The sequence below is a fragment of the Bacillus norwichensis genome (assembly GCF_014836955.1).
GTDB lineage: Bacteria > Bacillota > Bacilli > Bacillales > Bacillaceae_C > Siminovitchia > Siminovitchia norwichensis.
This window is the reverse complement of sequence record NZ_JACSPV010000016.1, coordinates 60,315-83,133: the sequence shown is the minus strand read 5'-3', so window position 1 is coordinate 83,133 and position 22,819 is coordinate 60,315. Positions and strand designations below refer to the sequence as shown.

Sequence of the window (22,819 nt, the reverse complement as noted above, 5' to 3'; positions counted from 1 at the left end):
CTTAAACTCCAGAAACTGATAAATTTTGTTTTATCTCTTCTTTTAATAACGGGATTACTTCAAATAGATCACCAACGATCCCGTAATCAGCAATATCAAATATCGGTGCCTCAGGATCTTTATTTATGGCTACAATCACTTTCGAGTTGGACATCCCTGCAATATGCTGGATCGCACCGGATATTCCAAAAGCAAAATATAAATCAGGTGTTACCACCTTACCTGTCTGTCCAATCTGCAAAGAGTAGTCACAATAACTCGAGTCGCATGCCCCTCTGGACGCTCCTACTGCTCCACCAAGAAGATCAGCGAGACTTTGAAGCAGTTCAAACCCATCTACTCCTTTCACCCCGCGTCCACCCGCTACGATGATCTTTGCCTCAGATAAATCTACTTTTCCTGCCGTTTTTTGCACAACTTCTTTGATCACTGTACGAATGTTTTTTATTTCAATGTCCAATGAAGAAGCTGTACCTATTCTGGATTCGTCCTTTTCCAACGGTTTAATGTTATTGGGGCGAATTGTGATGAACTGAAATCCATCCGTAATTCTTTTCTTTTCAAATGCTTTCCCTGAATAAATTGGCCGTGTAAAGATCACTTTTCCTCCATTTGATTCAATATTCACAATATCAGATATGAGACCTGCCTGGATCTTTGTTGCAATTCTCGGAGAAACGTCTTTGCCTATAGCAGTATGGCCCATGATAAAACCATCCGGATTCTCGGAGTCAATCACGTGCAAAAGAGCTTGTTGATAAGCATCTGTTGTATATTGATTCAACGCTTCATTTTCCACTGTAATCACTCGATCAGCCCCATAATGATAAAGTGTTTCAATACAATTTGATACGTTTGTACCGAGTATGGCTGCGATTACTTCACCGCCATTGGACAACTTCTTGGCTGCTGAAATTGCCTCAAAAGCTACTTGGCGTAATTCCCCGTCTCGAGTCTCACAAAATGCTAAAAATTTTCCCACCATGAATACCCCCGTCTATGAAATAACTTTTGCTTCCGTTGTTAATAAGGAAAGAAGTTCTTTTACTTGAGTCTGCAGTTCGCCATTCAACAATTTTCCAGCCTGTTTGTCCGGTTTTGCAAAGATTTCAATCGTTTCTGTTTTCGTTTCTAATTCGTTTTCGTCTATATTCAGCTCATCCCAATCCAATGTATCCAACGGCTTTTTCTTAGCTTTCATAATGCCTGGTAGTGAAGGGTATCTTGGTTCATTCAACCCTTGTTGAGCAGTTGCCAATAAAGGTAAATCCAATTGCAAGCGTTCCTCATCGCCTTCGACATCGCGCACGACCTTCGCTCTTCCATTCTCAATACAAAGCTCGGTGATGCCAGTCACCTGAACGATGCCCAAAAGTTCAGCAACCCGGGGGCCCACTTGCCCAGAACCTCCATCAATAGCTACATTTCCTCCAAGAATAAGATCAAATTCCTTATCTTGAAGGTAGGTCGCAATCAAGGAGGCCGTTGTCATCTGGTCCCCATTCTCTAGTTCCTCATCATTGATCAGAATGGCCTGATCACACCCCATCGCCAAGGCTGTACGAAGTTCTTTCTCGGCTTCTTCGTCTCCAACCGTCAAAACTGTCACCTTACCGCCGTGTGCATCCCTTAACTGAACTGCTTCTTCAATAGCGTATTCATCGTAAGGATTGATAATATATTCAGCATCAGTATCGACAATTTCTCCATTTTGAATGGAGAGCTTTTCTTCCGTATCAAAAGTTCGCTTTATCATTACAAATATATTCACTGATTTCACCCCATTGTTTCTATGTACTTCACAACTTCGTTTCTTCTTTCTTATAACCCGGACGTAATAACGAATTACGGTATTGACTAGGTGTTTTACCGACGAGTGACTTAAATACCCGGCTGAAATACCGCGAATCATTATAACCAACATGATTAGCAATTTGATAAACGGTGTAGCTTAAATCCATTAACATCACTTTGGCTCTCTCAACCCTCAATTTTGAAATATATTCAACTAAAGAACAGCCTGTTGTTTTTTTAAACATGTTGCTAAAATAATTTGCGCTTAAACTTACATGGCTGGAGACCTCTTCCAATGTAATTGGTTGATCAAAATGTAGATCAATATAATTAATCGCTTTTTGCACGGACTTTAACACTTGTTTATTGTGGTTGATTAAAACTTGATCTAACATATTATTTGTAACTTTTTCAAACCATTCCTTTATTTCCTTAAGGTTTTCCAGGTTTTTTAACTGTCTATCAAATTCAGCATGCATAGAAAAAATCTCTTTCGGCTTCGAACCGCCATGTATGGCTGCTCGGGCTAAAGTAGTCAAAATATCAATAATTTGCAGGTGGAATACTCGGGGATTTAAATGATCTTGAGAAAAGAGAAGCTCATTTAACTCAGTGAGCTCTTTTTGGACACCTGCAAAATCTCCCATTGTAACTCTGCTTGCCAAACGAATTACATCATAGTTCAGAATGGTTTCATCTTCATTCACAAAAGGAGCTACATCATCAATATGAATAACCGTATTCTTGCCTGCAAAGAATTTATTTTCCTGAGCACGATACGCTTCTTGATATGACACATGCAGATTTCTGGCATCTTCATAATAATTTCCAATACCGATCGTAATGCTGTAACCCGTGTGTAATACTACAAAGTCCTTCATTTGTTCTGCTAAGTTTTTTGCATCTACTTTGTATTCTCTCTGGCTACTTTTCAGATGGCTTGCCAACAAAACAGCAATTTTATCTGCATCTGTTACTGCTACCAGCATTTCATTAACTGTCTCAGTTAAAAATCGTTGAATGCCTTGGATGATCTCGTGGCGGATTGAGTGTTCCCATTGTTTACTTTTGTTTTCGGACAACTTGTGGAAATCATCTATGTGCATGACCATTGCAGTGTTAGGTACATCAGACAGCCCAATGAACATACAGCGATCCCAAATCTCTTTTGAATGCTTGATACTCCCGTAGATTAGATCATATGCTAAACTACTTTTTAAATAAGAAGTTACCTTACCGTTTAATGAAATAGCATTTCTAACAGCTTCAGAGATTATTTCTTTTTTAAATTCATGAAGTAAATAGTAGATATTGTCATTTGTCAGTGGTTTTTGTAAATAGTCAATTGCACCAGCTTTTAAAAACTCGCGCACTTCATTTACACCGGGGTTTGATTTCATAAATACAAATTGAGTGCGAGCACGATCATTTTTTAAAATATGCAGTATCTCTTTTTCCAGCCCTTCATCTGGAAAGGTTTGATCCAAATCTACGATTACTAGGTCATAGTTGCTGAAAGCTGTTATCATACCTCTGCCATTCGCTAAAGAACACGTATAAATCAAAAAGTGGAAATCACACTCATTATTTAGTTCCTGAACCATTTGTATTAAAGTATCGTCGTTTGAGTAAATCAAGAGACCATGGTTCATTAGGCGACATCCTTTCATTTCTATAACGGTTTTTTTATCCCTAGTTTATTTACCATGGATTTGGCTGTCTCATATCCTGCATCTGCATGTCTGATAATACTTAGACCAGGATCTATTGTGAGTAATCGTTTCAGCTTTTCATAAGAGTCAAGACTTCCATCAGCCACCGCCGTCATCCCCGAATGAATGGAGTTCCCAATCCCGACCCCTCCGCCATGTTGAATGCTGACCATAGATGCACCACCACTTGCGTTTAGTAAGCCCGTTAAAATAGGCCAGTCAGCGATGGCATCACTTCCATCCAGCATATTTTCAGTTTCTCTTGTAGGCGCCGACATCGTACTGCCTTCAGAATGATCACGTGTAATGGCTACTGGTGCGGACAATTGGCCTGAAGCTACCATATGATTCAACAGTTCCCCCAACTGACTTCTTTCTTGATAATCCAACCAACAGGTCCTAGCAGGCAATCCATAAAAATAAATCTTTTCTTGGACAAAATTAATCCATCTTTCAGTCCTTTTGTCTGCGGAAAATTCAGTTAGAATCATTTCGTCAATCTTATATATATCGTTGGGATCTCCAGACAAAGCAATCCAACGGCACGGCCCTCTTCCTTCACAATAAAGCGGCCTAATATATTCTGAGATAAAGCCCGGAAAGGAGAATGCATCTGTATATCCATTTTCCAATGCTTGTGCCCGTATATTATTTCCGTACTCAAAAACAATGGAACCCTGCTGTTGAAAGTGGTTCATTGATTTTACATGCCCAGCCACCGATTCAGCAGCTAATTCTAAATAAGATTTAGGTTTTTTTCTTCTCAGAAAGTGAGCCTGCTCCAGGCTGAGGCCGCTGGGAATATAACCGTTCAACAGATCATGAGCTGCCGTTTGATCTGTTACAATATCAGGAATAAACCCCTTCTTTAAACATTCAAAATACACATCTGATGCATTACCCAAGAGAGCAATCGCAAATGGCTTGCCCTTCGCCGAAGCTTCTCTTGCAAGTGAAACTGCTTCGTCTACTGAGGAAACCATGACATCACAATAATTATTTAGTAAGCGCCTTTTTATTTTTTCTTCGTCGATCTCTACAATAATGGATACTCCACCGTGCATGGTTACGGAAAGGGGCTGGGCAGCACCCATCCCTCCCAAACCGGATGTAAGAACAATACGGCCCGCTAATGTACCGTTAAAATAACGGTCAGCCACTTCCCCCATTGTTTCAAAGGTTGCCTGCAGGACACCTTGAGCACCTATATAAGCCCAAGATGCAGCTGTCGCCTGTCCATACATCGTTAAGTTTTTCTTTTCAAGTTCATTAAAGGCTTGCCAAGTCGCCCATTTGGGGACCACCATGGCGGCGGCTGACAGAACTCTTGGAAAAAAGGGGAACGTTCGAAAGGTTGCGACTGGCTTGCCAGATTGGATAAGTAATGTATGATCTGGCTCGAGATGGGTAAGTTCATGGATAATTGCCTGCAGGGATTTTCTATCCCGAACAGCCTTGCCTGTCCCGCCATAAACAATAAAATCTTGAGCGTTCTCTGCCACTCTCGGATCAAGACTATTAAGTAATAACCGTAACAAAGCCTCTGTTTCCCAAGTTTTACATGTAATATCTGTGCCAACAGGCGAATGAATCGTTCCCATCAACGGAATTGCTCCCTTCTTTTCCCCTTTTTTACTGTTTGTCCTAAAGACATTTAAATGTTTTGAATGTGTTCAGCTATTGCAGCATAGGAATTTGAACACCTTTTTCCTTGGCTACTTCAATGGCTTTACCATATCCTGCATCCGCATGGCGAACAACGCCCATTCCAGGATCTGATACTAAAACCCTTTCGATCCTTTCAGCTGCCTGTTTTGTTCCATCAGCCACCAAAACTTGGCCAGCATGGATGGAGTACCCCATTCCAACTCCTCCTCCATGGTGGACACTTACCCAGCTAGCTCCGCCGCATGTATTGATAAGTGCGTTTAAAATTGGCCAATCAGCAACCGCATCACTTCCATCCCTCATCGCTTCAGTTTCGCGATTCGGGGATGCTACGGAACCACAATCAAGATGATCTCTTCCAAATACAACCGGCGCCTTTAATTCCCCGCTTGCCACCATCTCATTTACTTTTAGGGCGAAGCGGTGACGATCTCCATATCCTAGCCAGCATATTCTTGCTGGCAACCCTTGCCATTTAACCATTTTCTGCGCCATATCAATCCAGTTAACTAAAGACTTGTCTTCTTTAAACATTTGTTTGGCCAATTCATCTGTTTTATAAATGTCTTCAGGATCACCGGACAAGGCTGCCCAACGAAAAGGTCCTTTCCCTTCACAAAACAAGGGGCGAATATATGCCGGTACAAAACCTGGGAAATCAAATGCATTTTCAACGCCCATCTTCTGAGCATTTGCCCGAATATTGTTCCCATAGTCAAACGTTTCAGCTCCAGCTTTTTGGAAACCAAGCATTGCTTCTACATGTACTGCCATAGACTTCATAGATTTTTGCTCATATGCTTTTGAATCCCGTTTCCGTAATTCAAGTGCTTCATCATATGACATGCCATGAGGTACGTAACCGTTAATTGGGTCATGAGCACTCGTCTGGTCTGTAACAATATCCGGAATGATGCCTCTTTCAAGCAATTCCGGATAAACATCCGCACAGTTCCCGACGAGCCCGATGGAAGCCGGTTCCTGTTTTCCAGTAAACTCCTTAACCATTTTAAGCGCTTCATCCAAATTTTCTGCAAAATAATCGCAGTATCCTTCTCTAATCTTTCTTTCAATACGCTGGCGATCTACTTCAACGACAAGAATAACCCCTTTTGCCATTTTTCCTGCCAATGGCTGGGCACCACTCATTCCTCCCATACCGCCAGTTAGAATAAATCTTCCTGTTAAATCAGGAGTTCCAAATGCTTTTTTAGCTGCCTCTACAAAACTTAAATAGGTTCCTTGCAGAATTCCTTGGGCACCAATATAAATCCAGCTACCTGCTGTCATCTGTCCATACATCATAAGTCCTTTATCTTCCAAGTCGTAGAAATGATTCCAGTCTGCCCAAGCAGGAACCAAATTGGAATTAGCAATCAACACTCTCGGAGCTGTTTCGTGTGTTCGAAATACACCTACTGGCTTCCCAGACTGTACAAGTAACGTTTCATCGTTCTCAAGATTTTTTAGAGATTCAACAATTGCCTCATAACACTCCCAATTCCTTGCCGCTTTTCCAATTCCGCCATAAACAACAAGTTCTTCAGGTTTTTCAGCTACTTCTGGGTCCAGATTATTCATCAGCATGCGAAGCGCTGCTTCCTGTTCCCATCCCTTACATATAAGATCGTTTCCGCGGGCGGCTCTGATAACCCTTTTCGTTTGGTTTGTCATATTAAAGTTCTCCCCTATTTTTAATTATGGCTTTTGTCATGAACACTTTTGGTGCTATTTTCCAAGCAAGTGATGTGAAACAACCATTTTTTGTACTTGGGATGTTCCTTCGAAAATCTCCAATATACGTTGATCCCGATAGAGACGCTCAATCGTATATTCCTTCATGTATCCATAGCCTCCATGAATTTGCACCGCTTTATGAACGATCCGGTTAGATGCCTCAGACGTAAACAGTTTCGCTATTGAAGCTTCTTTGGACAAACGGTACCCTTCCCGGTCTTTCAAGCTGGCTGCATAGTACGTATACAGGCGCCCTATTTCAATCTCTGCTTCCATTTCAGCCAGCATCCATTGGATTCCCTGATATTTTGAAATGGACTGATTAAATGCAATTCTTTCTTTTGAATAGGAAACGGCTTCATCCAATGCTGCTTGGGATAAACCGACGGCCATGGCGGCAATACCGATTCTTCCACGGTCCACTACTTGCATGGCAAGCTTGAATCCGTCACCTTCTTTTCCGACGATACTTTCTTTGGGAATCCGACATTGATCGAAAATAACCTCATCGGTTCTGGCTCCTCGAATCCCCATCTTGTCATCACCGGCTCCAAAGCTTAACCCAGGTGTATCTTTTTCAACAACAAAAGCGCTAATTCCCCTTGCTTCCAAAGATGTATCTGTTTTGGCATAGACAACGTATGTGTCTGCATACCCGGCGTTTGTTATAAATATTTTTGTACCATTGAGGACATACTCATCACCCTCTAAGCGAGCCGTGGTTTTCATAGATGATACATCTGTTCCTCCACCAGGTTCGGTCAGACAAAATGCAAATAAGTGCTCTCCCGTAAACCCTGGAACTAAATATTTTTGCTTCATCTCTTCACTTGCACCTAAATATAAACTATCTGTTCCTAAATAATGAGCAGTTAAAATGGAACCGGTTGCAGCACATGCAGCAGTCATTTCTTCAACTGCAATTGCTTCGGAAATAGAGCCAGCCCCAACTCCTCCATACTCTTCCGGATAGGCGATTCCCATTAATCCTAGTTCTGCTAATTGTTTGATCGTTTCAGTCGGAAAACGGTTGTTTTCATCCAACTCCGCTGCCTTTGGAGCTAAGACTTCTCTACTAAAATCCCTTACCATTTTTCTGATGCTTTGTTCTTCTTCTGTTAAACGAAAATCCATATTTATCCCTCGCTTTTAATCTATTCCTATTTTTAACACTCTCTTTTTAATCTCATCATTATGTTCACCCAACAGAGGAGAAGCCTTGTCAATGGATGGAGGAGTTAATGATAATTTCACTGGATTTCCTGGAACTTTCATTAGTCCTGCGATCGGATGATCTACTTCCACCAGCATTTCTCGTATTTTTGTATGCTCATCTTCCACAACATCTTTAATACTATTGATTCGCGAACATGGAACTCCTGCTTCGCTCATTGAGTTCTCTGCTTCTTCTACTGTGTAAGAAGTGAGCCATTCTTCGATAATCTCTTTTAATTCTTTTTCATGTTCAGTCCTTAGACTATCAGTTAAAAATCTCAGATCATCAATAAGCTCAGGTCGCTCTATTACATGGCAAAGCCGAGCAAAAAGCGGATCATTTGCAATGGCTATGACTATGTAGCCATCCTGCGCTTCATAAATATCAAACGGCGTACTAATTGGATGCCGACTTCCAATTCTCGATGGAACAATTTGGTCCACAGTGTACCTTAGAACATTCGTTTCGAGCATTGCAAAGATGCTGTCCACCATTGCTATATCTAAAAATTGTCCTTCTCCGGTTTTTTCACGGTGATAAAGAGCGACTATAGTTCCAAACGCGGCATATAGCGCAGCACTCATATCTCCTAGAGAAGAGCCTGTTCTAGTCGGCGGATTATCGGGATGACCCGTTATACTAGTCATTCCTCCCATAGCCTGAGCCACTAGATCATAAGCGGGACGTTGGCTATACGGACCAAATTGACCAAATCCAGAAATCGATGTATACACTAGCTGTGGGTTTAACTCTTTTAATGTCTCGTAATCCAGACCTAGCTTTTTCATTACTCCGGGCCTAAAATTTTCCACAATTACATCTGTCTCTTTGACCAATTGAAGTAGTAGCTCTTTGTCCATTTCATCCTTCAAATTTAACTCGATGCTTTTTTTCCCGCGGTTCAAAAAACCAAAATAAGCGCTTTCATCATTTTGAAAAGGGCCAAAGTGTCTCGTATCATCTCCTGATCCGGGTTTTTCAACTTTCAATACATCAGCACCCAAGTCTGCAAATAACATCGTACAGTAAGGACCAGCCAGCACTCTGCTGAAATCCAATACCTTTATATTTTCCAATGGCCGTTTCAATGAATTTCCTCCTCCTTTTTCCCCTGTATCCACATTATGGCAAGGGCATTATTCGTGAGCCAGTCGTATTTTCTATGAAATAGTGGATTATTCTTCGATTAAACATGTAAAAAATCAACCATCTACTTAAAAAACGACTTGATAGAATCTTTAACTCTAGTATAAAAAGAAATCTTTCAGAAAAAACAGGCTAATTTGTTTTGAATTGGTGTACTTTTTTAAGATTCAAACAAAGGAAATTGAACCTTTTGTCTACCAAAGTAAAGGAGTTTCCTCGAACGTAGAATTTTCAATGATTTCGATAATTTGTGAACTTACATTACACAATATCTATTTTTATACTTAATAAAAATACATAGGGACCAAACAGCTAAAAATGATAGCGCTTTATTTCTCTTCATCTTCCCTTTGATCACGGCCAATTTTTTTAAGAGGAGTTGTAAATATGATAAATTCACCTTTAAAAAAAGAGTTAGAGGTTCCGCAAGATGTCCAACCAATTAAAAGCGCTTCATCTCCAACAAATGTATTTAAATTTTTCGGCTATAGCAGTATTGGTATTTTTATGTTCTTTGTCCCAATCTCGCTTAACGGAAAATCATCTATTATGCTTGACCATATCGTAACCGGCATTTCAAGCATTAGCTCCCGAATGGTAACGATCTATGCCCTCCTGATATTACTGGCAGGTGCGCTGTATCCATTCATTCATAAATCTTGGAATAAAAATATCACAAATATTATATTTTCTATTTTAAAATTATTGGGTCTCGTATTAGGTTCCATGATAGTTTTCAATGTTGGCCCGGCTTGGTTGTTTGATCCCGACATGGGGCCATTTTTAGTAGAAAAACTCATCAAACCCGTAAGCCTCCTCGTTCCAATCGGCGCTGTTTTTCTTGCTTTATTAGTCAGTTACGGCCTTTTGGAATTTGTTGGGGTATTCATGCAGCCGATTATGAGACCTATTTTCAAAACACCCGGGCGATCCGCTATTGACGCAGTGGCTTCATTTGTAGGTAGCTATTCCATCGGTCTGTTAGTAACTAATAGAATTTTCAACGAAGGCAAATATACTATACGAGAAGCAGCTATCGTTGCAACAGGGTTCTCTACCGTTTCAGTTACGTTTATGGTTGTCATTGCTAATACATTAGACTTAATGCATGTCTGGAATTTATTTTTTTGGATTTCCCTTGTTGTAACATTTGTTGTGACTGCCATCACAGTCAGAATGTGGCCTTTAAATAAAATGAGCGATGAATATCTAAATGGAGAAGGCCAACCAGAACAAATAATTACAAAGAATCGCCTGAGGCATGCATGGAAAGAAGCAATGCATACCGCTGACACCACCCCGGGACTGTTGAAAAATGTTTCTTTGAATCTAAAAGATGGCCTTTTGATGACCATGAGCATCTTACCTAACATTATGTCTGTTGGTCTGCTTGGTCTTGTACTAGCAACCTACACCCCTTTATTCGATTGGCTCGGTTATATTTTCTACCCTCTTACATGGGGATTGCAGTTACCTGAACCGCTCATAACAGCAAAAGCAGCCGCCATATCCGTTTCGGAAATTTTTTTACCTGCACTGCTTGTTGTAGAAGCCCAGTTGATTACAAAATTTATTGTCGCCGTTTTATCGGTTTCATCCATTTTATTTTTTTCAGCTATCATCCCATGTATCTTGGCCACGGATATACCTATCAGCGTACCAAAGTTAGTAATTATTTGGTTTGAACGAGTAGTATTAACATTACTCATTATTATCCCGATCGCCTTTTTATTATTTTAGTTATACTTACCAACTATCAAATAGAGGACCTGCTGATTAACCAGGGCCTCATTTTCCGGGGCTTTATAGAATTCCCTAAAATCTGGTGGAGAGTCACAGCTTTCCACCAGATTTTTCATTAAACCCATGAAACTAAATTCCTCAGGGGAATCTATCAGCACAATGGGACTGGCCTAATCTATTTTTAAATAGGTATACCAATTGACGAACGTATTACTGAATACATTTTTTATGATAGAATGTCGATATAAATCCTTTGTAATGATGAATTTAGAGCTGACTCTCGCACCTTGATCGGGTCTTTGTATTCATTATTCATGAAAGTGAAGTCGATTTTCACTTGTACATCTACATAAATTAATTGAACCTCTCAAAATCTATCTCCTTATAAAAATTGTTAAATAAAGGAATTTTTTCAAGCTATGTCGAACTTTTTTGGTATGATACGTATTAAAAAGAAAAGCTCATTACACTATTTACTTATTTTTATATCAATTTTTATCATTCTCATATCCTTGCGTTTTACATGGTCCAAGCTGTTCTATACATCAAAACAGCCGCAAATCATTGATGGGGTAATGGACCTGCGTGGCATAGATTTGGAAAACTCCCCCTCCTTTTATTTAGACGGTGAATGGGAATTTTATCCTGGAGTGTTCATTTCTGGAGAGGATATCCAATCGAAGGATTATACTTCCCGTAAAATCCATGTTCCTGGAGATTGGGAAGAAGAGTTGGATAATCACTCCAATTCTTCATATGGGCACGGGACATACCGTTTGCGCATTTTAATGGATCCAGCTGTTGTCCCCCTTGCATTCTGGTTTCAACGATTCGAAGCGGCATCCCGCGTCGAATTAAACGGACAAGCTGAGAACAGTTTTGGCAGGCCTGCAAAGAGAGCGAGTGAATATGTACCAAATAACACCTCTTATACTGCGACTTATACGCAGACAGGTACAAAAGAAATCGAGCTGATTATCCATGTATCCAATTTCGACAATCCTTTTAATGGGGGTATCTTGGAGTCCATCCGTTTTGGTTCTCAGGCCTCGATTGATTATGTGCGTTGGTATTCCATCGGCTTTCAGCTCACTACATTTCTTATCCTAATGCTTCACGGATTATATGCTTGTATTCTTTATTTTTTTAATCGGAATGAACGAGCGTTTTTCATTGCATTTCTGCTCATGTTGGCAACTGGAATATCCATTATGATTGGTAATGATAACATCCTTTTACTCTGGCTGCCCTTAAATTACTCATGGGCACTTAAAATCAAGCTGCTCTCTTTATTATGGGGAAACCTCTTAACCTTTCTTATTTTCAGAAAGTTTGCATTGGCTCCACAGCGAAATAGATGGATCAGGATTTATATTTATGCGCTAACAGGACTTACTGGATTTTTCATCGTTTCACCTGCTTCTTGGGTAAATGGAATAGTCCATTACAACATTTTTAATATATTTTATGGGATTCCACTTGCTTGGTTTATTCATACAATAGGAACGATGATTTTTAAACATCAAACATACAAGGATATTGTATTTTTGCTCCTATCTGCTGCAGGTATCTTATCTAACCTGATTTGGAGCCAAGTGGATCATTATATGAATATCACCACGGTTTATTACCCGATTGATATTATCGTGGCTATTACTGGGTTTTCATCGTATTGGTTCAAACAATACTTTCGCAAAGGCCATGAGAATGCCGAACTCACTGAGCAACTACAGAGATCCAACAAGGTAAAGGACCAGTTTCTCGCTAATACATCACATGAACTAAGGACGCCGCTGCACGGTATTACCAACATTGCACAAACCGTTATCACTAAGGAAAAAAGCAGGATGGATGCCAGTAGTGTTAAGGATATGGAGTTACTTGTATACGTAAGCCGCCGCATGTCTTATATGCTAGATGACCTTCTAGATGCTGCACGTCTTCGGGAACATCGCATTGTACTGCAACAATCTCCTTTGCACATTCAATCTATCGTTCCTGGTGTTATCGCTATGTTGAAATATATGGCTAAAGGTAAGTCCGTCCAGTTAACCCCCCATATTTCTGATTCAATGCCCGCAGTTCTGGCAGATGAGAAAAGATTGGTCCAAATTTTGTATAACTTATTACATAACGCCCTCAAATTTACGGAAAAAGGAACAATTTCTATTTCTGCCGAAATAAAGAACGGTCGGGCCATAATACAAGTCTCTGATACCGGGATTGGAATGGATGAGGAAACGTTGAAGAAGTTATTTCTTCCTTACGAACAAGGGCCCAATAGCAGTAAGGACGGCAGAGGGGTTGGCCTTGGTTTAAACATAAGCAAACAATTGGTTGAATTACATGGAGGTACTTTAACCGTTAGTTCCACACTTGGTGAAGGATCCGTTTTCAGTTTTGATCTTCCGTTAGCTGAGGTGACGGATATATCGAAGGCTCCTTCATCTAAACAAACAGAGCAACCTTATTCAGTTCAAGATTGGCCGAAGGATGAATCTCCCGGATTCCTTTTCTCAGACACGGCTATCAATGAAATAGCCGCTACTGAAGCGATACCGCCATTATTAGTGAACAGTAAAGCGAAAATCCTAATAGTGGATGATGATCCCATTAATTTGAAAGTGCTTGTGAGCATCCTTTCTACGGATTCATATCATATTACTACGGTTCAATCATCCCACGAAGTACTGGAGTTATTAGATACAAAGCAGTGGGATCTGGTAATCGCTGATGTCATGATGCCGCACATGTCCGGGTACGAATTAACAAGTAAAATAAGAGAGCAGTACTCCTTATCAGAGCTTCCGATTTTACTGCTGACTGCTCGAAGTCAGGTTACTGATATTTATACTGGATTTTCTTCTGGAGCAAACGACTATGTTACCAAGCCTGTAGACGCCCTGGAGCTAAGATATCGAATCAGATCCCTCATTACGCTAAAACAATCCATAAATGAGCGATTACGAATGGAAGCCGCCTATTTACAAGCTCAGATTCATCCTCATTTTCTGTTTAACACACTTAATTCCCTTATGGCACTTAGCCATATTGATCCAGAGAGAATGAGAAATCTGGGAGATGCCTTCGCATCCTATTTGCGGATTAGTTTTAACTTTCTTAACACAGGGGAATTCGTTGAGCTGGAGCATGAATTGAAGCTTTCCGAGGCTTATCTGTATATTGAAAAGGAACGTTTTGGAAATAGATTGTCTATTGTATGGGAGGTTGAGCCCGATATAAGCTTGCGTCTTCCACCACTTTCCATACAGCCTTTGATTGAAAATGCTGTTAAGCATGGACTTCTCAAGCAAATCCAAGGGGGAACAATTCATATTCGAATTGTCCACCAGGAAAGTTTTACACTCATTGAAGTAAAAGATAATGGTATAGGGATAGAACAAGAAAGGATCAATCATCTGCTGAACCTGTCCATAAAAGAAACGGGTGGAATTGGACTTTCTAATACAAACAGACGCCTAACACAATTATACGGCAGGGGCTTATCGATTATAAGCAAGCCCAATGAAGGGACAACTGTATCCTTTATGATTCCAGATACACATAATTAGTCTTTAAATTAAGCTGGGCAACCATTTTTTAAGCAGGGTTGCCCAACTTTTATGTCACGAGGAATCCCTGGTGAATATTGCGCCCCCTTTTGCGGGTAAAAGACAAATATGAATGAGTGGTATTGCATTAATTTACATACCGCTGCTCTTCCACCATTGAACATTAATAGTTTAGCTGAGAAGAACTCTTGGTCACCTATCCAAATTATAGGCTTTTAGATAATGGTTATAATCTCTATAGGAATACTTATTTCTCGTAAAAATTTAAGCCCACTCCCATTGAAACACTCGGAAGTGAGCCCTTTGATATATTTATAAAGATGTACAAATCACATACATGTGAACCATTTATTCTAATGCCTGTTGTAGTGTGATGGTTATTTCAGTTCCTTTTCCAGGATCACTTTGGACTTGAATAATACCTTTATGCAAATCGATAATTTTTTTTACGATGGCGAGACCAAGACCATTGCCTCCAGAATGGCGATTTCTTGATTGATCCGCTTTATAGAATCGCTCAAATATGTGCATGAGTGCTTCTTTATTCATGCCAATTCCGGTATCTGTTATTGTTACCTTTAGTTTATTATTGTCCGTTTTGATTGCTTCGACCGTGATGGTGCCTCCCTTAGGAGTGAATTTAATACTATTATGAAGTAAGTTAATCCACACTTGATCCATCAGGTCCTCATTGGCAGTGATGGTTAGCGCTTCAAGAGAAATATCCATGTTCATGTCCTTCTCCGTCCATTGTGGTTCATTGGCAAGAATGATTCGCCGAAGCTGTCGGTCTAATCGATAGCTTTGCTGGTCAAAAGGAATGTGATCAGACTCCAAAGAAGTGAGCTTTAATAAATTTTCACTTAACTTTGAAAGCCTAATACTTTCCAATTCTATAATGTTTAAATAATGTTTACGCTCATTTGGGCTTAGCTCGTCATTTTTTAACGCATGGGCAAACCCGCTAATGGACGTTAAAGGAGACTGGATCTCATGTGAGACATTCGAAATAAACTCTTGCCGCATTTCCTCCATTGCTCCCAGTTTATCTGCCATATCACTAATGCTTTCAATAATCTTGGAATAGGGATGATCACGCCCTTGGAATTGATAGTGATAATAAGAAAGATCAATATTGAAATTTCCCTCTGCCATCATTTTCATCGCCTGAATGATTGGATGCAAAAATTGTTCCTGGCGATTTTTTACCCATTTAATATTTGTGATCACAAACACCAAACAACCAAACAGGAAAAATCCCAAAATGGAGACGAGTAACTGTCTTACATAATCAGAAGGAGTATAATGAATGGCACCAAAAAACCAAGACGCTAGCCAATAAGCGAAGGACCAGCATAAAAGCAGAGATATTATGACAGCTAAAAATTTTAAAGCTTTCATTATCCATTCATCCAGCTTCAAGGAGTCACCTCCAACCGATAACCTAGTCCACGGATTGTAGTAATTTTAAACGGACAACCGTCATAGGAAAATCGCTGCCGTAAACGTTTAATGTGAACATCAACAGTTCGTTCATCCCCCTCGTAATCAAATCCCCAAATATCTTCTATTAATTGTTCCCTGGAAAGAGTCTGCTGCTGGTGTGTGGCCAGTGTGAACAACAGATCAAACTCCTTAGGAGGCAAGGTCAGATCATGATCTTCAAAATAGACTTTATATGAAGTTCGATCAATCACGACATTTCCTAATTCGATTTGGTTAGAAACGGTGATTTTATAACGTTTCAGTAATGCTTTTACTCGCGCAACCAGCTCAGCCGCAGCAAACGGCTTTACCATATAATCATCCGTCCCAAGGTCAAATCCTTTTACTTTTTGAGCTGTCTCCCCTTTTGCCGTTAACATTAAGATTGGAAGTGTATCGGAATAATAGGTTCTTATTTCACGGCAAAAAGCCCACCCGTTCATGTTTGGCATCATAATATCCAGAATAATGAGCTCAACTTTATTTGTTTCGAGTATAGACAATGCTTCTTCCCCGTCTGCAGCTTCTATAACCATTAGACCTTCCTCAGACAGAAGAACGCGTATTAATTCACGAATATGAGGGTCATCATCCACAATTAATATTTTTGTCACTGTGTTCATTCCCCTATAATTTAATCAAATGCGCCTTGACGTATTTACGCCCAGATTTTGTCGAGCTTAAGCCCGATAAATTTTTCCTGAAAATCTGTTGTATCCGCTGGAGGCTTTCACTTCATTCAGCCGGGGTTTGAACCCCACTGATTGGAATACCAATACGCATTCATCTCACTACTTACAGAAGTGAGAGACTTGTGCTGAATAAAGTTAAATAAAGAGTATGACAGTCAATATGTGATGTCAACACATGGCTTTTTCATACAATTAAGTCCTTCGCATATAGGCACGGACGGTAAGTGGTGCAAAAATGGCGACAATGATTGCGGCACCAATAAGTGAGAGCGTCAGGTCCAAACCGATGGTTCCAGAGTTGGTCAGTTCCCTGACAGCAGTGACGAGATGCGAGATTGGGTTGATCTTCACAAACCATTGTAGCCAATTAGGCATCGTCTCAGCCGGCACAAATGCATTGGAAACAAAAGTGAGTGGGAACAGCACAATCATTGAGATACCTTGAACACTTGATGCTGTACGCGCGATCACACCAAAAAAGGCAAAAATCCAACTGATTGCCCAAGAACAGACGATCACAAGAAGTGCGGCGATAGCAACATGGCCTATCCCTCCATCAGGTCGATAGCCCATAATATAGCCCATGGTAAAGGTCAGCACAGATGCGATTGTATACCGAATGGTATCTGCTAACAGAGCGCCCGCCAGCGGAGAGATTCGCGCAATAGGCAGTGACTTGAATCGATCAAATACGCCTTTATCCATGTCCTCACGTAATTGGACTCCAGTGACGATTGAAGTCGTGATGACCGTTTGAACAAGGATACCAGGAATAATGACTGGCAAATAATTTTGTACGTTTCCAGAAATTGCCCCGCCAAAAATATAAGTAAACATTAAAGTGAAGATAATTGGCTGAAGTGTCACATCAAATAATTGTTCAGGCGTACGGCGAATCTTTAAAAGACCACGGTAGGCCATCGTCAACGAATGACTTACAGACTGGCCAAAGCTCGTTTTATTACGTAGCCTACGCTCAGCAACCGGTGTAATTGCAGTGCTTTTCATCCTCTCTCACCTTCTTTTTCCGATTTATTTGAAGCATCCTCCCCGGTTATGGCGAGAAAGACCTCATCCAAGGTTGGTTTCTGCACACTTAATTCTGCCAATTGAATTCCTGCATCACGAAGACCGATTAGCAGATCAGTAACTCGATCAGCATCTGCCATTGGTGCAATAATTTTTCCACCTTCTGATGAAACAGATGACTCAACCTTCAGGACTCGATCAGTAATCTGACGAGCACTCTGTATGTCTTGTGGATTTTTCATACTTAAATACAACGATGAAGTACCAATTGTCTCTTTCAGTTCATCCACGGTTCCCTCTGCAACAACGCAGCCACGATCGATAACTGCAATCCGATCAGCAAGTTCATCCGCCTCTTGAAGATATTGGGTTGTTAACAGGACAGTTGAACCCTCCTTCACCAATCGGCGCATCGTCTCCCACATTTGATTGCGTGTTCGCGGATCTAGCCCCGTAGTCGGTTCATCTAAAAAGATGAGTGGCGGCTGTGCAATGAGACTTGCTGCCAAATCCAACCTGCGGCGCATACCACCTGAGAAATTTTTCAATGGGCGCTTAGCGGCTTCTGATAGTCCAAATTCTTCTAATAATTCCGCTGCCTTTCTCCTAGCCTCTGCACGCCCCAGCCCCAATAATTGAGAGAAGATGACCAGATTCTCGGTAGCACTAAGTGACTCATCAACTGATGCATACTGACCAGTCACTCCAATCAATTGACGGACAATCTGCGCCTCCTTCACTGAATCATACCCGAAGATGCGAGCCGAGCCTTCGTCCGGCCGCAGCAGCGTCGCTAGCATTCTGATCGTAGTGGTCTTTCCTGCGCCATTTGGACCAAGCACCCCGTAAATGGAGCCGGCTGGTACTTTCAGATTTACCCCATCTACCGCACGATTGTCACCAAACGTTTTGACCAATCCACTTGCTTCAACTGCCCAATCACCATTGGCAGTCAAGGGCTTTCTTCCTTGTCTATTCCCCAAAGTAAATCCTCCTTTTTCATGTAACACGGATAATATAAAGGATGATAAATTACATTTATGAACTCAATATGAACAAAGATGACATATGGTTATAAATAAAACATTGATCTAGCGAGTAGCAGGTATTTCGTTTTATTGAGATTTTCTAGATTACATTGATCGGAGCGATTGTGGGAGCTGAAATATGTAGACTTGTGGCTTGAGATAGGACATCTAGAAAGATGAGCAAAAAAGAGCATTCTCTTTATAAAGAATGCCCTGCTAAAGTATTTATTTGAGGGTAAAAGAACTGAAGGCCGTATCCAAAACTGAGCGTGGTCGCGGAACAAACTGTTTGGAAAGATCTCACTAGGTGCCCACATCTCCCTATCGCCTCATAGCTGAAGTAAAAAGCGGCCGCTCATGTCTCTGCTAACTTTTTTCAAGACCTTTATTTAACAAAGGCTGAAGAGGGTTTAAGCAACACTAATGTATTTATTTAAAAATGCAACAAAACTCTTTCCCAGCTCACGACAGAGCTCTTTATCTTCCTGATCTGGTGTTAGCTCGATTTTTAATCCTTCTGAAAACACTTGCGCTCCTCTGTCTTCGAGTTTTTCGATTAAAGTGTCAACCGCTGCACCGTATTGCGGAAAAGCTGAATTACAAGAACCAAAAGCCGCCGCTTTCTTTCCTGTTAAATTAACATTATCCATCTCTTCATAAAAATCCAAAAATTCATCAGGCAATTCTCCATCAGCCCATGTGTAAGTTCCGAGCAAAATCCCATCATAGTTTTCTAGGTCAGCTGCCTCCCCGCCGTCCATTATATCTATTACGTCTAATTTTCTCCCTGCCTCTCCTACACCATCAGCAATTGCCTCTGCCATCATTTCCGTATTTCCACTCATACTGGTAAAAACCAAAATGATCTTTGACATTTTTACTCCCCTTCAAATAATCATATTATCCAAAAACTAAATTATATTTTTAAGTGCTTTAAAGATTGAACACCAAGAACGCTTAGCATAAAAAATAGGAATAGCCTGCTTTTTGGCTCGTTGTTTGATTGCTGTTGATAAATTATGATTCACATAATCCGTTAACACTAAAATATAACCTGTATTTTCCGGTATAGACTTTTTGACCATTTGTGCTTTTCTCCCGTTAATATGTAGGACTTCATCAAATCCTAGGGACGATAATTTTTCAGGAATAATACCTAAATGATCGGCCCCTACGATGAGTAAAGAGCGCATTTTTCCTCCCCCATAACTTTAATTATTTTAAAACCTCATTTGAGCCGTGGCATCGGACATAAGTTATATTGTTGCTATAGTCTTACCAACAATCATAAAACCATAACGCCTATAGTGTTCTACCTTCATTTTGTTTTTCTTTGAGGTTATCTAAATCATCTAAATGAGAACTATTATCATTATCTAATTATCATTTTAATTGAAAATGATTCTCATTGTCAATAGTTGGTTTGTATTTTAACAAATTAAAAACCTTTACCTAAAGTAAAGGAGACAAAGAAGGAGCCCATGCTATCTTTGTTCTGATGCGATAGTAAAGCCGCGTAACAAAAAATAAATAGAAAAAAATTTCCCATAATAATCAGTGGCTCATTCTGCCTGCAAATCTTACAGTGACACGGTTACTTTATTTAGATTAAGCTTTTATCTATTAAGTGTTTTGTGATTTTACTCCAAGAATGCAATATAGTTAGGTGACTAATAAAATAATCATCTAGTTAAGGGTGTGTCAACATGCGTATTAATAAATATATAGGAGAGGCCGGAAAAGCATCCAGACGAGGTGCGGACAAATTAATTGCCGATGGGAGAGTTACTATTAATGGGAAACGTGCCATAATAGGCAGTTCAGTTGAACCTGGGGATGACGTTCGAGTAGATGGAAACCCCATCCGAGTAGCAAGGAATAATGTCTATATTGTCTTAAATAAGCCAGTGGGCATCACAAGTACAACTGAAAAAGGTGTAAAGGGGAATATTGTTGATTTGGTCAACCATCCATTAAGAATATTTAATATCGGGCGCCTGGATAAAGATTCAGAGGGTTTAATCCTTCTTACGAACGATGGCGATATTGTTAATGAAATTCTGCGGTCTGAAAACAGGCATGAAAAGGAATATATCGTTTCAGTAGACAAGCCGATTACTCCTGAGTTCTTGAAGGGGATGTCTGAAGGTGTAAAGATTTTAGGTACGACAACACTTCCTTGTGAAACCGTCCAATTATCAAAATTTGATTTTAAAATCATTTTAACGCAAGGGCTGAATCGTCAAATCCGCCGCATGTGCGCAGAATTAGGGTACAACGTTTACAGATTGCAAAGAATCCGGATCATGAATATTCATTTGGGCAACCTTCCTCCTGGGCAATGGAGAGACTTAACCAAGAAAGAGCGAAGTCAATTGTTCAGAGACTTAGACTATGAGCCAAAAGAATGGTGAAAATCGCAGAATTATAGCTCAGATAGAATGACTAGCATCTTTATTTTTTCACATAACAGAACACGGACAGGGCTATTAATGAAATTCAGTAAAAGGACTTAGTTGAAAAAACAAGTCTGTTCCTTATTCAAAGGCTACGAAGTTACCCTGGAGACACAATAATTTAAATAAAGCTTGACTTATTATTAGCTTTAGACTGTAGACAAGCTTACATATTGTCTACAGTCTGTTTTCATTTCTAAGGAAATTTATTCACATACAATCACTTCGCGTGTGAACCTCCCTTTGCTAACAGCAGCACGATCGATAATAGAAAATCCCTCTTCTAGCAGGATGTCATCAATTGGTTCAACAGTTACAAATACGGCTTTCTGAGCAATCCTGCGTGCATGACTGAGTATTTCTTTCTGCTGCTCAGGGGTGATGGCGCAACATAAATTGTAAGGTAAATCGATAATCGCTACATCATAGTGATTAGTAACGTCACGGATGTCTGTGAAGGTCACTTCTCCCGAAAGCCCGAAATAAGCGATATTCTCTCTGACGCCATTGAGGATAAGAGGATTGTTGTCGCTTCCCACAATATCAATCCCCATGGATAAAGCTTCCACCAGAACAGTCCCGATTCCGCAGCAAGGGTCGATGGCTTTTATTCCGCCTGGTTCGGGAACAGCGATGTTTGCAATGGCTCTGGCTACGCGTGTGTTCAGCGCAGTGGAGTAGCTATGAGGCTTTTGTTGATGTCTATGCCAAATCGGTTCACTTTTAACATAATCACCGAAAATCCATCTTCCGTTCACAACCATAATACCGAACAGTCTTGTTGGGTGCTCAAGAGCAGCCTCACCATTGATGTGTAGCCCGACTTCCTTCTCAATTGCACGTCTGTTCTCAAACCCTATCTTTTCCGTTTTTGATGAGCCTTCATTTTTCACATAGACTACTTTAAATGTTTCACATGCTATTTGTAAGAGCTCCACTTGATTGAGAAGCTCTTGAAGGCTTTCCACCTCATAAATGACAGAAATTCTTTCCTTAATAAACGGACTTCGGCTTGGATCAATCATTACATGGCTTTTCACTAGGTTATCTTGAGGCTCGGCTCCAAACAATGTACGGGCCTCCAAAGCACATAAAGAATGTTCTCCCCCATTGCAGGAGTATGTATATAAATAGGTCGGCAATTTTTTGAGTGTACTATCCAATCGTTCTCATCCTTTAACCTTTCAAATTATTTAAGGCAATAGATATGGTCTTAATTGACTGTACCTATTGCCGTCTTGATAAAGCTTCTATCTAAAAAACACCTAGTCTATACTGTACATAGACTTAAGTAACATACATTTTGTAAATTTCTCTATATACAGGGTCTTCAATTTTAGTACTTATCTCTGTAGATTTGATTTGGGATATGGTGTGACGCCAAAGTGCTTTTTTATTCTTGGTCTCAGCTTCCTTTACCCTCTTGATTTTAGTTATAGAACATAAAAATACCACTCTTATCCCTAGGATAAGATGAAAATCAGCATAAATATTACTTAGCTCAGAATTATTCTGTACGGTTCACCGTCACGCATCTAACT

General features: G+C 40.2%; 17 protein-coding genes. 3 read left to right on the top strand and 14 right to left on the bottom strand.

What is annotated here, in order from left to right; translation table 11 throughout:
- Window position 1: 1 nt before the first annotated feature.
- From H9631_RS11125 to H9631_RS11095, 7 genes are all read right to left on the bottom strand, one after another.
- Window positions 2–985: an electron transfer flavoprotein subunit alpha/FixB family protein gene (locus tag H9631_RS11125; protein WP_191812776.1), complete on the bottom strand. Its 984-nt coding sequence runs from the start codon at window positions 983–985 to the stop codon at window positions 2–4.
- A 12-nt stretch (window positions 986–997) separates the two neighbouring features.
- Window positions 998–1,771, bottom strand: a complete 774-nt coding sequence (locus H9631_RS11120; protein WP_191812774.1) for an electron transfer flavoprotein subunit beta/FixA family protein — start codon at window positions 1,769–1,771, stop codon at window positions 998–1,000.
- A gap of 28 nt (window positions 1,772–1,799) precedes the next feature.
- Window positions 1,800–3,446, bottom strand: coding sequence for an AraC family transcriptional regulator (locus tag H9631_RS11115; protein ID WP_191812772.1), 1,647 nt, complete (start codon window positions 3,444–3,446; stop codon window positions 1,800–1,802).
- 20 nt (window positions 3,447–3,466) lie between these two features.
- The gene (gene hutU, locus H9631_RS11110; protein WP_191812791.1) at window positions 3,467–5,107 is read right to left on the bottom strand and encodes a urocanate hydratase; all 1,641 of its coding nucleotides are present in this window, start codon (window positions 5,105–5,107) and stop codon (window positions 3,467–3,469) included.
- A gap of 76 nt (window positions 5,108–5,183) precedes the next feature.
- A complete protein-coding gene (hutU, locus tag H9631_RS11105; protein WP_191812769.1) occupies window positions 5,184–6,848 on the bottom strand; it encodes a urocanate hydratase in 1,665 nt (554 codons plus the stop codon).
- 54 nt (window positions 6,849–6,902) lie between these two features.
- The gene (locus H9631_RS11100) at window positions 6,903–8,045 is read right to left on the bottom strand and encodes an acyl-CoA dehydrogenase family protein (RefSeq protein WP_191812768.1); all 1,143 of its coding nucleotides are present in this window, start codon (window positions 8,043–8,045) and stop codon (window positions 6,903–6,905) included.
- Window positions 8,046–8,060: 15 nt separating this feature from the next.
- Window positions 8,061–9,215, bottom strand: coding sequence for a CaiB/BaiF CoA transferase family protein (locus tag H9631_RS11095; RefSeq protein ID WP_191812766.1), 1,155 nt, complete (start codon window positions 9,213–9,215; stop codon window positions 8,061–8,063).
- A 445-nt stretch (window positions 9,216–9,660) separates the two neighbouring features.
- Here H9631_RS11095 and H9631_RS11090 point away from each other — a divergent pair, with 445 nt between their 5' ends.
- Together H9631_RS11090 and H9631_RS11085 are read left to right on the top strand one after the other, a co-directional pair.
- Window positions 9,661–11,013, top strand: a complete 1,353-nt coding sequence (locus H9631_RS11090; protein ID WP_191812764.1) for a YjiH family protein — start codon at window positions 9,661–9,663, stop codon at window positions 11,011–11,013.
- Window positions 11,014–11,435: 422 nt separating this feature from the next.
- Window positions 11,436–14,588 (top strand): ATP-binding protein, encoded by a 3,153-nt coding sequence (locus H9631_RS11085; protein ID WP_191812762.1) that lies wholly within the window; start codon window positions 11,436–11,438, stop codon window positions 14,586–14,588.
- A gap of 348 nt (window positions 14,589–14,936) precedes the next feature.
- On the opposite strand, the gene H9631_RS11080 is transcribed toward H9631_RS11085, so the two are convergent.
- From H9631_RS11080 to H9631_RS11055, 6 genes are all read right to left on the bottom strand, one after another.
- Window positions 14,937–15,989 (bottom strand): sensor histidine kinase, encoded by a 1,053-nt coding sequence (locus H9631_RS11080; RefSeq protein WP_449727654.1) that lies wholly within the window; start codon window positions 15,987–15,989, stop codon window positions 14,937–14,939.
- A gap of 17 nt (window positions 15,990–16,006) precedes the next feature.
- Window positions 16,007–16,687 carry a response regulator transcription factor gene (locus tag H9631_RS11075; RefSeq protein ID WP_191812758.1) on the bottom strand — a complete coding sequence of 227 codons (681 nt, stop codon included), beginning with the start codon at window positions 16,685–16,687 and terminating at the stop codon, window positions 16,007–16,009.
- A gap of 270 nt (window positions 16,688–16,957) precedes the next feature.
- Window positions 16,958–17,773, bottom strand: a complete 816-nt coding sequence (locus H9631_RS11070) for an ABC transporter permease (RefSeq protein ID WP_191812756.1) — start codon at window positions 17,771–17,773, stop codon at window positions 16,958–16,960.
- Complete coding sequence (locus tag H9631_RS11065) at window positions 17,770–18,777, bottom strand: ATP-binding cassette domain-containing protein (RefSeq protein WP_191812754.1); 1,008 nt, start codon at window positions 18,775–18,777, stop codon at window positions 17,770–17,772. Before H9631_RS11065 ends, H9631_RS11070 begins: the two co-directional genes overlap by 4 nt.
- 455 nt (window positions 18,778–19,232) lie before the next feature.
- Window positions 19,233–19,697, bottom strand: a complete 465-nt coding sequence (locus H9631_RS11060; RefSeq protein WP_191812752.1) for a flavodoxin — start codon at window positions 19,695–19,697, stop codon at window positions 19,233–19,235.
- 36 nt (window positions 19,698–19,733) lie between these two features.
- Window positions 19,734–20,015: a DUF2325 domain-containing protein gene (locus tag H9631_RS11055; RefSeq protein ID WP_191812750.1), complete on the bottom strand. Its 282-nt coding sequence runs from the start codon at window positions 20,013–20,015 to the stop codon at window positions 19,734–19,736.
- Between the two features lie 513 nt (window positions 20,016–20,528).
- Between H9631_RS11055 and rluF the strand changes: the two genes are divergently transcribed.
- Complete coding sequence (gene rluF, locus H9631_RS11050; RefSeq protein ID WP_191812748.1) at window positions 20,529–21,236, top strand: 23S rRNA pseudouridine(2604) synthase RluF; 708 nt, start codon at window positions 20,529–20,531, stop codon at window positions 21,234–21,236.
- Window positions 21,237–21,484: 248 nt separating this feature from the next.
- Here rluF and H9631_RS11045 read toward each other — a convergent pair whose 3' ends face one another.
- The gene (locus H9631_RS11045; protein WP_191812746.1) at window positions 21,485–22,441 is read right to left on the bottom strand and encodes a TRM11 family SAM-dependent methyltransferase; all 957 of its coding nucleotides are present in this window, start codon (window positions 22,439–22,441) and stop codon (window positions 21,485–21,487) included.
- Window positions 22,442–22,819 lie beyond the last annotated feature (378 nt).

Coding starts and splice junctions, on each gene's coding strand:
- H9631_RS11125 (WP_191812776.1), bottom strand. CDS start 985: ATGGTGGGAAAATTTTTAGCATTTTGTGAGACTCGAGACGGGGAATTA.
- H9631_RS11115 (WP_191812772.1), bottom strand. CDS start 3,446: ATGAACCATGGTCTCTTGATTTACTCAAACGACGATACTTTAATACAA.
- hutU (WP_191812791.1), bottom strand. CDS start 5,107: ATGGGAACGATTCATTCGCCTGTTGGCACAGATATTACATGTAAAACT.
- hutU (WP_191812769.1), bottom strand. CDS start 6,848: ATGACAAACCAAACGAAAAGGGTTATCAGAGCCGCCCGCGGAAACGAT.
- H9631_RS11100 (WP_191812768.1), bottom strand. CDS start 8,045: ATGGATTTTCGTTTAACAGAAGAAGAACAAAGCATCAGAAAAATGGTA.
- H9631_RS11090 (WP_191812764.1), top strand. CDS start 9,661: ATGATAAATTCACCTTTAAAAAAAGAGTTAGAGGTTCCGCAAGATGTC.
- H9631_RS11085 (WP_191812762.1), top strand. CDS start 11,436: ATGTCGAACTTTTTTGGTATGATACGTATTAAAAAGAAAAGCTCATTA.
- H9631_RS11080 (WP_449727654.1), bottom strand. CDS start 15,989: ATGAAAGCTTTAAAATTTTTAGCTGTCATAATATCTCTGCTTTTATGC.
- H9631_RS11070 (WP_191812756.1), bottom strand. CDS start 17,773: ATGAAAAGCACTGCAATTACACCGGTTGCTGAGCGTAGGCTACGTAAT.
- H9631_RS11060 (WP_191812752.1), bottom strand. CDS start 19,697: ATGTCAAAGATCATTTTGGTTTTTACCAGTATGAGTGGAAATACGGAA.
- H9631_RS11055 (WP_191812750.1), bottom strand. CDS start 20,015: ATGCGCTCTTTACTCATCGTAGGGGCCGATCATTTAGGTATTATTCCT.
- rluF (WP_191812748.1), top strand. CDS start 20,529: ATGCGTATTAATAAATATATAGGAGAGGCCGGAAAAGCATCCAGACGA.